11 protein-coding genes are annotated in these 11987 nt (G+C 71.0%); 8 read left to right on the forward strand and 3 right to left on the reverse strand.

Annotation, left to right across the window (positions count from 1 at the left end; genetic code table 11):
- Nucleotides 1–87: 87 nt before the first annotated feature.
- Both EI169_RS12700 and EI169_RS12705 read right to left on the reverse strand, forming a co-directional pair.
- Nucleotides 88–1188 carry a BMP family ABC transporter substrate-binding protein gene (locus EI169_RS12700; RefSeq protein ID WP_240640443.1) on the reverse strand — a complete coding sequence of 367 codons (1101 nt, stop codon included), beginning with the start codon at nt 1186–1188 and terminating at the stop codon, nt 88–90.
- Nucleotides 1189–1356: 168 nt separating this feature from the next.
- On the reverse strand, nt 1357–2472 hold the full coding sequence (locus tag EI169_RS12705; protein ID WP_125132664.1) for a mannose-1-phosphate guanylyltransferase: 1116 nt from the start codon (nt 2470–2472) through the stop codon (nt 1357–1359).
- Between the two features lie 250 nt (nt 2473–2722).
- On the opposite strand from EI169_RS12705, the gene sdhC reads away from it, so the two are divergent.
- From sdhC to trpS, 8 genes are all read left to right on the forward strand, one after another.
- On the forward strand, nt 2723–3157 hold the full coding sequence (gene sdhC / locus EI169_RS12710) for a succinate dehydrogenase, cytochrome b556 subunit (RefSeq protein WP_125132665.1): 435 nt from the start codon (nt 2723–2725) through the stop codon (nt 3155–3157).
- A complete protein-coding gene (locus tag EI169_RS12715; protein WP_125132666.1) occupies nt 3157–3609 on the forward strand; it encodes a succinate dehydrogenase hydrophobic membrane anchor subunit in 453 nt (150 codons plus the stop codon). Before sdhC ends, EI169_RS12715 begins: the two co-directional genes overlap by 1 nt.
- Nucleotides 3610–3647: 38 nt before the next feature.
- Entirely contained in the window at nt 3648–5477 is a 1830-nt protein-coding gene (sdhA, locus tag EI169_RS12720) for a succinate dehydrogenase flavoprotein subunit (protein WP_125132667.1), read from the forward strand.
- Nucleotides 5477–6259: a succinate dehydrogenase iron-sulfur subunit gene (locus EI169_RS12725; RefSeq protein WP_205783802.1), complete on the forward strand. Its 783-nt coding sequence runs from the start codon at nt 5477–5479 to the stop codon at nt 6257–6259. Before sdhA ends, EI169_RS12725 begins: the two co-directional genes overlap by 1 nt.
- A gap of 61 nt (nt 6260–6320) precedes the next feature.
- Complete coding sequence (locus EI169_RS12730; protein WP_240640445.1) at nt 6321–7526, forward strand: MFS transporter; 1206 nt, start codon at nt 6321–6323, stop codon at nt 7524–7526.
- 9 nt (nt 7527–7535) lie between these two features.
- A complete protein-coding gene (locus EI169_RS12735) occupies nt 7536–8723 on the forward strand; it encodes a YihY/virulence factor BrkB family protein (RefSeq protein WP_125132668.1) in 1188 nt (395 codons plus the stop codon).
- 67 nt (nt 8724–8790) lie between these two features.
- The gene (locus EI169_RS12740; RefSeq protein ID WP_125132669.1) at nt 8791–9639 is read left to right on the forward strand and encodes an exodeoxyribonuclease III; all 849 of its coding nucleotides are present in this window, start codon (nt 8791–8793) and stop codon (nt 9637–9639) included.
- Nucleotides 9640–9712: 73 nt separating this feature from the next.
- Nucleotides 9713–10717, forward strand: a complete 1005-nt coding sequence (trpS, locus tag EI169_RS12745) for a tryptophan--tRNA ligase (RefSeq protein WP_125132670.1) — start codon at nt 9713–9715, stop codon at nt 10715–10717.
- Between the two features lie 308 nt (nt 10718–11025).
- Here the strand turns inward: trpS and EI169_RS12750 are convergent, their stop codons facing one another.
- Nucleotides 11026–11874, reverse strand: a complete 849-nt coding sequence (locus tag EI169_RS12750) for a hypothetical protein (protein WP_240640447.1) — start codon at nt 11872–11874, stop codon at nt 11026–11028.
- Nucleotides 11875–11987 lie beyond the last annotated feature (113 nt).

The raw sequence follows: 11987 nt of genomic DNA on the forward strand, positions 1-11987 counted from the left end.
TATGTTTCGCACGGGTCGACCGGAGGGGCCGATCGACATGGGAAGGGGAGGCCGGCACACGCCGGCCTCCCCTGGAGCTCACCAGCCTCAGCCGGCGAGGTAGGACTCCACCGTGATGTCGCCGCTGATGATCGAGGCCTTGATCTCGTCCAGCTTGCTCGACAGCTCGGCCGGCACGCGGTCGGCCCAGTCGTGGAACGGCGCGATGCCCACGCCCTCGTTCTCGAGCGTGCCGACGAACGGGGTGTTGTCGAAGTTGCCCTCGCCCGCCTCGGTGATCGCCTCGCGCGTCGCGACGTCGATGCCCTTGCGCACCGAGGTCAGCAGCAGGTCGGCCACGTCGGGGTCGGTCTGGTAGACGTCGGCGTCGACGCCGATGAGCGCGATCTCACGGCCCGAGTCGCGGATGGCCGCGGCGGCGGACTGGTAGATCGGGCCGCCGACGGGCAGCAGCACGTCGACGTTCTGGTCGATCAGGCCCTGCGCGGTCTGGCGCGCGACGTCGTTGGCCTCGAAGCCGCCGGTGAAGGAGCCGCTCTTGGTGTCGCGGTTCCAGCCGACGACCTTCACGGAGGCGCCGTTCTGCTCGTTGTAGTAGTCGACGCCCTGCGCGAAGCCGTCCATGAAGACGGTCACGGTCGGGAAGTCCTGGCCGCCGAAGGTGCCGACGACGCCGGTCTTGCTGACGCCCGCCGACAGGTAGCCGGCGAGGAAGGCCGCCTGCGACGTGTCGAAGATGAGCGGCTTGATGTTGTCGGCGTCGGTCGTGCCGTCGAAGTCCTGGTCCACCGGGTCGTCGATCGAGACGTACTCGAGGTCGGGGTTGGCCTGCGCCGACTCGAGCGCGGCGGGGGCCAGCGCGAAGCCGACGGTGACGATGGTCTTGCAGCCCTGGTCGACGAGGTTCTGCAGGTTCGACGCGTAGTCGGTCTCGGCCTTGGACTCGACCTCGATGGTCTCGACGCCGAGCTCCTTCGCGGCCGCGTCGAGGCCCTCCTTGCCGAGCTGGTTGAACGAGCGGTCGTCGAAACCGCCGAAGTCGGACACCATGCAGGGCAGGTAGTCGCTGGCGGCCTCGCCGCCCCCGCTCGCGCCGCTCTCGGTCGGGGCCGAGCCGCAGCCGGCCAGCAGCGCCGCCGTGCCGAGCATCGCGAGGCCGCCGAGCACGGCCTTCTTCGTCGTCTTCACTGAGGTCCTCCAAGACGCAGTTCTCCCCCACGGGATTCGGGGGTGTGATGTCGTCACGTTACAGAGTGCGACGCCGCCCGTGCGAGGCGCGGGAGCGGCAGGAGGGCAATGGTTACAAAGACGCAACAGAGGCGACACCGGATGCCGCGACCGGCGGCATCCGGTGTCTCACAGCACGTCGCCGCGACCGGTGAGCTTGAGCGCGTCGACGACGCCCTTGACCCGCTGCGCGTGCTCGCTGGTCGTGACCAGGAGCGCGTCGGGGGTGTCGACCACGACGATGTCCTGCACCCCGATGAGGCTGATGACCCGCTCGGTCTGCGACACGACGATCCCGCTCGAGGCGTCGGCCAGCACGCGCGCGGTGCTGCCGAGGATCGCCAGCTCGTTCTTGCCGCCGTGGCTGTTGAGCTTGGCGAGGCTCGCGAAGTCGCCCACGTCATCCCAGTCGAAGTGGCCCGGGATGACGGCGAGGCGCCCCTTGTCGGCGGCCGGCTCGGCGACGGAGTAGTCGATCGCGATCTTCTTCAGCGTCGGCCACACGCGGTCGACCACGGGCCCGCGCCGGTCGCGGTCGTCCCACGCCTCGGCGAGCTCGAGCAGGCCCGCGTGCAGCTCCGGTTCGTTCGCGGCGAGCTCCTCGAGAAGCACGTCGGCGCGCGTGATGAACATGCCCGCGTTCCACAGGTAGGCGCGGTCGGCGTAGTAGGCGCGCGCGGTCTCGAGGTCGGGCTTCTCGACGAACCGCTCGACGAGGGCCGCCTCGGGCGCGCCGTCGACGTCGAGCTCGCCGTCCTTGCGGATGTAGCCGAAGCCGACCGACGGCTCGGTGGGCTGGATGCCGATCGTGCAGATGTACCCGGCGCGGGCGACGGCGACCGCCTGCTGCACCGCGAACTCGAACGTGCGCGTGCCGCGGATGACGTGGTCGGCGGCGAAGGAGCCGATGATGACGTCGGGGTCGCGGCGGTGCAGGATCGCGGCGGCGAGCCCGATCGCCGCCGAGGAGTCGCGCGGCTCGGACTCGAGGAACACGTTGTGGTCGGGGATGCCCGGCAGCTCGCGCTCGACGGCGGCGCGGTGGGCGCGGCCGGTGACCACGGCGATGCGGTCGCGGCCCGCGAGCGGCTCCAGCCGGTTCCACGTGTCGCGCAGCAGGGTCTGCCCCGAGCCGGTGAGGTCGTGGAGGAACTTCGGCGCCTCGGCACGCGACAGCGGCCACAGGCGGCTGCCGATGCCCCCGGCGGGGATGACGGCGTAGAAGTCGGCGAGAGGCTCGGACATGCGCCCAGGCTATCGGGGGCGGTCGCGGCGGAGATGTCGCGCGCGTGTCGGGCGGGTGTCGACGGACACGGCCGGCGCGCGGCGAGACGCCCGCTGCATTATCTCGACATCGAGACAGTCAGGTCACCCTCATCCCCGGAATTCCGCGCCCGGTCGTACGATGGGGCGGCAGCCGTGTGACGCCGCGACCCCCGGTCCGGCAGAGGCGACGGATGCCTCGTACAGCCGTGTTCGATCAGGGAGGACGATCGTGTCTGCACCAGCGCGGGTCACACCGACGATCACCGAGACCACATCCCGCGTGCCGCGCGGCACCCTCTACCGCGGCCGCGAAGGCATGTGGTCGTGGGTGCTGCACCGGATCACCGGCGTCGCGATCTTCTTCTTCCTGCTCGTCCACATCCTCGACACGGCGCTCATCCGCGTCTCCCCCGAGGCCTACGACGCCGTCATCGGCACGTACAAGAACCCGATCATGGGGCTGGGCGAGGTCGCCCTCGTCGGCGCCATCGCCTACCACGCCTACAACGGCCTGCGCATCATCGCGGTCGACATGTGGTCGTGGGCGACGCGCCACCAGCGTCAGCTGTGGTGGGGCGTGCTCGGCCTGTGGGTCGTCACGATGCTCGGGTTCACCCCGCGCCACCTGATCAATGTGTTCTCCGCGATCGGAGGGGGTCAGTGATGTCCGTCGCCCAGCAGGCCGCGACCATCCCGGCCCCGCGCACGCGCAACCGCGGCTCCAACCTCGAGAAGTGGGGCTGGATCTACATGCGCGCCTCCGGCGTGCTCCTGATCGTCCTGATCTTCGGCCACCTGTTCGTGAACCTCATGGTCGGCGAGGGCATCCAACAGATCGACTTCGCGTTCGTCGCCGGCAAGTACGCGTCGCCGTTCTGGCAGTGGTGGGACGTCCTGATGCTGTGGCTCGCGCTCATCCACGGCGCCAACGGCATGCGCACGATCGTGAACGACTACGTCGGCAACGCCACCGCCCGCCGCGTGCTGGTGTGGACGCTCGGCCTGTCGGCCGCCTTCCTCATCCTGCTCGGCACGCTCGTGGTCTTCACCTTCGACCCGTGCCTCGGCTTCTCCGCCGAGACCAGCTCGGACTTCCTGCAGTCCATCTGCCAGTAAGCCGCAGCCTCCGAGCCCCTGAACGAAAGATCCCACCTGTGCGCACTCAGACCACTGCGGACCACGTCGTCAAGGACGGCGTGCACTACCACCAGTTCGACGTCGTGATCGTGGGCGCCGGCGGCGCCGGCATGCGGGCCGCGATCGAGGCGGGGCCCGGCGCCAAGACCGCGGTCATCTCGAAGCTCTACCCGACGCGCTCGCACACGGGGGCGGCGCAGGGCGGCATGGCGGCAGCGCTCGCGAACGTCGAAGAGGACTCGTGGGAGTGGCACACCTTCGACACGATCAAGGGCGGCGACTACCTCGTCGACCAGGACGCGGCGGAGATCCTCGCGAAGGAGGCCATCGACGCGGTCATCGACCTCGAGAACATGGGCCTGCCCTTCAACCGCACGCCCGAGGGCAAGATCGACCAGCGCCGCTTCGGCGGTCACACCGCCGACCACGGCAAGACCCCCGTGCGCCGCGCGTGCTACGCCGCCGACCGCACCGGCCACATGATCCTGCAGACGCTGTTCCAGAACTGCGTCAAGCTCGGCATCAACTTCTTCAACGAGTTCTACGTGCTCGACCTCATCACGGTGAAGGATGCGGCGGGCAAGACCCAGGTCGCGGGCGTCGTCGCGTACGAGCTGGCCACGGGCGACCTGCACGTCTTCCAGTCCAAGGCGGTCATCTTCGCCACGGGCGGCTTCGGGAAGATCTTCAAGACCACCTCCAACGCGCACACGCTCACCGGCGACGGCGTGGGAATCGTGTGGCGCAAGGGCCTGCCGCTCGAGGACATGGAGTTCTTCCAGTTCCACCCGACCGGCCTCGCCGGGCTCGGCATCCTCCTGACCGAGGGCGCGCGCGGTGAGGGCGCGATCCTGCGCAACGCCAGCGGCGAGCGCTTCATGGAGCGCTACGCCCCCACGATCAAAGACCTCGCGCCGCGCGACATCGTCGCGCGCTGCATGGTGCAGGAGGTCGCGGAGGGACGCGGCGCCGGCCCCCACCGCGACTACGTGCTGCTGGACTGCACGCACCTGGGCGCCGAGGTGCTCGAGACCAAGCTCCCCGACATCACCGAGTTCGCCCGCACGTACCTGGGCGTCGACCCGGTCGTCGAGCCGGTGCCGGTCATGCCGACCGCGCACTACGCGATGGGCGGCATCCCGACCAACATCAAGGCCGAGGTGCTCTCCGACAACGACACCGTCGTGCCCGGCCTGTACGCCGCCGGCGAGTGCGCGTGCGTGTCGGTGCACGGCTCCAACCGCCTGGGCACCAACTCGCTCCTGGACATCAACGTCTTCGGCAAGCGCGCCGGCCGCAACGCGGTCGAGTACGTCAAGACCGCCGACTTCGTGCCGCTGCCCGAGGACCCCGCCAAGGAGGTCCGCGAGATGATCGAGGGCCTGCGCGCCAACAGCGGCACCGAGCGCATCGCGGTGCTTCGCAAGACGCTGCAGGACGAGATGGACAAGGGCGCGCAGGTGTTCCGCACGCACGACTCCCTCGCCCACGTCATGGACGTGATCGCCGACCTGCGCGAGCGCTACAAGAACGTGCACGTCGACGACAAGGGCAAGCGCTTCAACACCGACCTCCTGGAGGCCGTCGAGCTGGGCTTCCTGCTCGACCTCGCCGAGGTCGTCGTCTACTCCGCGCAGAACCGGGAGGAGAGCCGCGGCGGTCACATGCGCGACGACTTCCCCACGCGCGACGACGAGAACTACATGAAGCACACCATGGCCTACCTCACGGGCGACCCCCACTCGTCGCATCCGGCCGACCACATCGAGCTCGGCTGGAAGCCCGTGGTGTTCACCACGAACGAAGAAGGCGAATTGCGCTACCCGCCGCTGGAGAGGAAGTACTGATGGCCACCGCGCTCGAGACGACCACCGAGGCCCCGCAGGACGTCGAGCAGTCGCCCGCGGACACCGGCATCCAGTCGTACCTGGTGACCTTCAACATCCGCCGCTTCGACCCCGAGGTCGATGACGAGCCGCGCTGGGTCGACTACGACGTCGAGATGTACTCGACCGACCGCGTGCTCGACGCGCTGCACAAGATCAAGTGGGAGGTCGACGGCTCGCTGTCGTTCCGCCGCTCGTGCGCGCACGGCATCTGCGGCTCCGACGCCATGCGCATCAACGGGCGCAACCGCCTCGCGTGCAAGACGCTCATCAAGGACCTCGACATCTCGCAGCCGATCTACGTCGAGGCCATCAAGGGCCTGCCGCTGGAGAAGGACCTCATCGTCGACATGGAGCCCTTCTTCGCGTCCTACCGCGAAGTGCAGCCGTTCCTGGTCGCCAACTCCGCGCCCGAGCCGGGCAAGGAGCGCATCCAGTCGATCGTCGACCGCGAGATCTTCGACGACACCACCAAGTGCATCCTGTGCGCGGCGTGCACGTCGTCGTGCCCGGTGTTCTGGACGGACGGCCAGTACTTCGGTCCCGCCGCGATCGTCAACGCGCACCGGTTCATCTTCGACTCGCGCGACGACAACGCCGACGTGCGCCTCGACATCCTCAACGACAAGGAGGGCGTGTGGCGCTGCCGCACGACCTTCAACTGCACCGAAGCGTGCCCGCGCGGCATCGAGGTCACCAAGGCCATCGCCGAGGTCAAGCAGGCGGTGCTGCGGGGCCGCTGACTCCCGGCCGGTCGATATCGGCCTCTCCCGCTCGACGCGCCCCCGGCGCTAGCCTCGTCCCGTGGAGGGGCGGATGCTGCGCCGGGGGCGCGCGGCTGTTCTGGGGGCGTACACGGCGCAGGGGCTCGGGTACGCCGTCGTCGTGACGTCGCTGCCCGCGCTCAAGGAGCGGCAGGGTGTCGATGACACGACCGTGTCGCTCATCGTGCTGGGCGTGTGCGTGTTCGCCGCGGGCGGGTCGTTCCTCGCCGACGCGATCGCCCGTCGCGCCGGCAGCCGCGGCGCGCTCGTCTCGGGCCTCGCCCTGCAGGCGCTCGCCCTGCCCCTCATCGCGCTGCCCTCCCCCGCGCCGGTGTTCCTCGGCGCGTTCGCCCTGTACGGCCTCGGGCTCGGGGCCGTCGACGCCTCCTCCGCGATGCAGGGCGTGCTGCTCCAGCGCGCGCACGGCTCGCCGCTGCTGGGCGGGTTCTTCGCCGGCTACACCGGTGCGGCGATCCTCGGCGCGCTGCTCGTGGCCGCCGCATCCGCCCTCGCGGCGCGAGTGCCGGCGCTCGGCGCGGCGATCGCGCTGCTCGCGGCCGGCCTGTGGGCCGCCGCCGTGGCCGTGTCGGGCACGCGCCGGTTCGCACCGGAGGATGCTCCGGCGGCCGGCCAGTCGCACGCTTCTCGCGGGCCGCTCCCCCGTCGCGGCATCTGGATCTTCGGCGCCGTGATCCTCGCCGTCTTCGTGCTCGACTCCGCCGTCAGCACGTGGAGCACGGTGTACCTGCAGGACGACCTCGGCGTGGTCGCGTGGGTCGCCCCCCTCGGGTACGGCGCCTATCAGGTGGCAGTCCTCGCCACACGTCTCGCGACCGACCGCCTCCTGCGGCGGGTGGGCGCGCGCCGCCTGGTCGCCGGCGCCGTGGTCATCGCGGCGGTCGGCTGCGCCGCGGTCGCGGCACTGCCCGTCGCCGCCGCTGCGATCGCGGGCTTCGCGCTGGCGGGCGCGGCCACCGGCGCGCTCGTGCCCGCCGCGTTCGGCAGCGCCGGAGAGCTCGACACGGCGCGCAGCGACGAGATCATCGCGCGCGTGAACGTCTTCAACTACGTCGGCGCCGTCGTCGGGGCCGTCGCGGTCGGGCTGCTCGCGGACGGGCCCGGACTGGCGCCCGCCTTCCTCATCCCCGCCGTCGCGGTCGCCGCCGTGCTGCTGCTGGTCCGGGCGTTCCCGGCCCGCGCCGTGCGGCTCGCGCCCGGCGATCGGGTCGAGAATCCCGCTGGCTAGTCTGGAGCGGTGACCGACCCCGACAGCGCGCACGACCCCGCGCCGCTGCCCGGCCGTGAGAGCGCGCTGCGCCGGCGCTTCGACGAGCCGCTCGAGCGGGCCACGCTCCTCACCCGCCGCACCCTCGCGTCCTTCCCGATCCGGGTGTGGCGGCACTTCCTGCAGCACAACGGCTTCCTCCTGGCCGCGGGCATCTCGTATCAGGCGCTGTTCGCGATCCTCGGCGCCCTCTACCTCGCCTTCGCGGCCGTCGGAGTCTGGCTCGGCGGCAGCCCCGCGGCCATCCGGGCGCTCATCGCCACCGTCAACCGGTACATCCCCGAGCTCATCAGCGACACCGGGCTCGTCAAGCCCGAGCAGGTCGAGGCGGTCGCGTCGGATGCCGGGCGCCTCCTCACCGTGACGGGCCTCGTCGCGGCCGCGGTCGTCGTGTGGACGGCGACGGGATTCGTCACCTACACGCGCCGCGCCGTGCGGGACACCTTCGGGCTGCCCTTCGACCGCCGGAACTACCTCATGCTCAAGGCGCGCGACCTGCTGGCCGCCGTGCTGTTCGGCGTCGCGCTGCTCGTGGGCGCGACCCTCGGCACCATCACGACCGGCGCGGTCGACCTCGTCCTGACCGCCGTCGGGATCGAGCGCCACTCGGTGTGGACCGACCTCGTCGCGCGGCTGAGCTCGCCGGTCGTGGCGTTCGGCATCAACACCCTCGCGCTCGCGGGTCTGGTGCGCTTCCTCACCGGCACATCGCTGCGGTGGCGGCGCATCTGGCCGGGCGCGCTGCTCGGTGCCGCCGCGATGGTCGTGCTGCAGGTGGCGGCGGGCTTCCTCTTCGTCTACACCCCGACGAACCCGCTGCTGGCGACCTTCGCGATCTTCATCGGTTTCCTGCTGTGGTTCCGCCTGAACGGCATCGTCATCCTCGTGTCGGCCGCGTGGATCGCGGTCGCCGCGGGCGATCGCGACGTGGAGCTCGTCTCGGCGGCCGAGCAGCGGGCGACGGAGCTGTCTGCCGTGGCCCTCGCCGCCCGCGTCGAACTGCGCGAGGCGCGCGCGGCCGCCGCGCACGCGCCGTGGTGGCGCCGATGGTCTGCCCGCCGGCGCGTGCGCGCCGCGGAGGAGGCCGCGCGCACGGCGCAGACCGCCGCGCGGGAGGCCGCCGCATCCGCAGCACGGCACGCGCACCGCTTCGACTGAGCGGGCGCCTGCGGGCGCTGCCCCGCCGCGCGCGCTCGGTGTCGGCGGCGGCGGTTAGGCTCTCGGGGTGCCTCGCCGCGTCCGCATCGTCTCCATCAACGTCAACGGCATCCGCGCCGCCGTCCGCAAGGGCATGAGCGCGTGGCTCGACCAGGCCGACGCCGACATCGTCGCCATCCAGGAGGTGCGCGCGACCGGCGACGAGCTGCGTGCCGCTCTCCCGGGGTGGGAGATCGTGCACGACGAGGCGCTCGCGAAGGGCCGCGCCGGCGTCGCCGTGGCGAGCCGCCTCCCGAGCGTCGGCCTGCGCACGGTGCTGGGGCCCGAGCCGCTGGACTCCGCGGGCCGGTGGATCGAGGCCGACTTCGACATCGACGGCGAGAGCGTCGCGGTCGTCAGCGCCTACGTGCCCACGGGCGAGGCCGAGACGCCAAGGCAGGACGCCAAGTGGGCCTTCCTCGACGCGATGGAGCGGCGCCTCCCCGAGCTCGCGGCGGAGCACCCGCTCGCCCTCGTCATGGGCGACCTCAACGTCGGGCACCGCGAGCTGGACATCCGCAACTGGAAGGGCAATCGCAAGAAGGCCGGCTTCCTGCCGCGCGAGCGCGCGTACTTCGACCGCTTCCTCGGCGACGCGGGCGCCGAGGTGACCGGCGTGGACGGCTCGGTCGGGCCGGGCCTGGGCTGGGTGGACATCGGCCGCCGGGCCGCCGGCGAGGTCGACGGTCCGTACACGTGGTGGTCGATGATGGGCCGCGCGTTCGACAATGACAGCGGGTGGCGCATCGACTACCACCTCGCCACGCCCGCGCTGGCCGCGCGCGCGTCGGGCTACCGCGTCGACCGCGCCCCCTCGTGGGACACACGCTGGAGCGACCACGCACCCGTCATCGTCGACTACGCGCTCGGGCGGTGACGGGGGCCGGGGCGGTCGCGCCTGCGGGGCGGGCGGCGGCGGCGGCCGCATCCGGCGCCCGTAGAATCGGACGGTGACCAAGCCCCGCCTCTACTCCGGCATGCAGCCCTCGGCCGACTCCCTCCAGATCGGCAACTACATCGGGGCGCTCATGCAGTGGCGGGACCTGCAGGAGTCGTACGACGCGTTCTTCTCCGTCGTCGACCTGCACGCGCTGACCCAGCCGAACGACCCGTCGGAGCTGCGGGAGAAGACGCGGCGGACGGCCGCGCAGTACATCGCGGCGGGCATCGAGCCGTCGCGCTCCACTCTCTATGTCCAGTCGCACGTGCCGGCGCACGCCGAGCTCGCGTGGGTGCTGTCGACGCTCACGGGCTTCGGCGAGGCCGGGCGCATGACCCAGTTCAAGGACAAGTCCGCCCGGTACGGCACCGACGCGACGAACGTGGGTCTGTTCACGTACCCCGTGCTCATGGCCGCCGACATCCTGCTCTACCAGACCGACGTCGTGCCCGTCGGCGACGACCAGAAGCAGCACATCGAGCTCACGCGTGACCTCGCCGAGCGCTTCAACGCCCGCTACGGCGAGACGTTCGTCGTGCCGACGCCGGTCATCCAGCGCGACACGGCCCGCATCTACGACCTGCAGAACCCGACGGCGAAGATGTCGAAGTCGGCCGAGTCGGATGCGGGCACCCTGTGGCTGCTGGACGAGCCGAGCGTGACCGCGAAGAAGATCATGCGCGCCGTCACCGACAGCGAGGGCAGCGTGCGCTTCGACCGCGAGGCGAAGCCGGGCGTGTCGAACCTGCTCGTGATCTACGCCGCGCTGACCGGGAAGCAGATCCCCGCGATCGAGGACGAGTACGCCGGCCGCGGCTACGGGGACTTCAAGAAGGGGCTCGCCGAGGTCGTCGTGAACGAGTTCGGGCCCGTGCGCGAGCGCGCCCTCGCGATGCTCGACGACCCCGCCGAGCTCGACCGCGTGCTGGGCGTCAACGCCGACCGCGCCGCATCCGTCGCCGAGCGCACTCTCTCCGACGTGTACGACCGCGTCGGCCTCCTCCGCCGCAGCTGACCCCCGCCGGACTCACGCTCGCCGGCAGGCGCACGAACTCAGGCTGCGCGGGCGCCGTCGCCGACCGCGCGCCCGAGATTGCGGGGATTGGACACTCCGGCGCCCTCGCTCAGCCTGAATACGTGCAAGCCGTCGTGGGCGCGGGTCGCGGACGGGCGGTCAGGAAGATGCGGGTTCGGGGAGAGGCGGGGCGCCGCGCCAACTCAGGCAGGCACGGGCCCGCGAGCTGCAGCTGCGGCGCAACGACAGCTCCGTCGCCGGCTCAGGGGGAGGCGGAGCCTGAGTTCGTGTGCCCCGAGGCATCGAAGTCAGCCGGCAGCGCGGGCCGCGAGAAGCCCTCGGACAGCCTCGAGAACGAGGTGTGGTTCATCGAAGACCATCCGCGCCGTCGGTCGGATCGTCGTATACCCGGCCGCCGCGAGCAGCAGGTCGCGGCGGCGGTCCCGCTCCTGCTCCTCCCAGCCGCCATGGAACTCCCGGCTGTCGCACTCGACAACGAGCCAGCCGTCGATCAGCAGGTCGACGCGTCCGACCCCGACGATCTGCACTTGGATGCGCACGTCGTCCGAGACCGCCCGCAGCAGGAGCCGCACGATCGTCTCGGAACCGGCTTCCGCGCGTCCATCGACCAGTCGGCGCAAGGTCGCGAAACGCGGCGGTAGACGTCGGAAGATCTCCGCAAGATCCGCCTCGACGATGACTCCGAGGTGCATTGCGCTGTCAAGAGTCGCGATGGCGGCGCGGGGCGGCTGGCACAGCACCGACTGTGCGAGCGCGTCGAGGACGGACACGGTTGCGCTCTGGCCCGGGGCGTCCGTCAGAGGATGCCAATGGAGGCGAACATCCCTGCTCGCCCGCGGGCCGAGTCGTCGAAAACGGTCGTGCGGCGCGCGCATCCGGCTCGCGTTATGGGGAAGGTGCACATGAAGGGGTTGGCGGTGCAGCACGAACACCCCGAGCAACGCGAGGAGCGACGTGCACGCCAGCCTGCCGCCTACGCGTACCGCACGGACGATGGACTCGGGTGCACCGCCGACCACGTAGTGATCGCGTCTTGCGCGAATGATTGCGCCGGTTGCGACGGCCGACGCGATAGCGGTGTTGCTCATCCCCTGACCGCGCAACTGTGAACGGTGGCGGAACTCGAAGGACGTCATGCGAAGACGATCCGCTCGCGGGCTCACATCGAAGCGCGGCAGGCGCGCGGGTGGGGGCAACTGGTTGTATCCCCGACCCTGGGGAGGAGCAGCTTCCCTGCACGTATTCAGGC

The sequence above is a fragment of the Microbacterium sp. 10M-3C3 genome (assembly GCF_003931875.1).
Lineage (GTDB): Bacteria > Actinomycetota > Actinomycetes > Actinomycetales > Microbacteriaceae > Microbacterium.

Bases quoted from the DNA above. Each gene is read 5' to 3' on its own strand.
- EI169_RS12725 (WP_205783802.1), top strand. From the start codon at position 5,477: ATGGCCACCGCGCTCGAGACGACCACCGAGGCCCCGCAGGACGTCGAG.
- EI169_RS12715 (WP_125132666.1), top strand. From the start codon at position 3,157: ATGTCCGTCGCCCAGCAGGCCGCGACCATCCCGGCCCCGCGCACGCGC.
- EI169_RS12705 (WP_125132664.1), bottom strand. From the start codon at position 2,472: ATGTCCGAGCCTCTCGCCGACTTCTACGCCGTCATCCCCGCCGGGGGC.
- EI169_RS12750 (WP_240640447.1), bottom strand. From the start codon at position 11,874: ATGACGTCCTTCGAGTTCCGCCACCGTTCACAGTTGCGCGGTCAGGGG.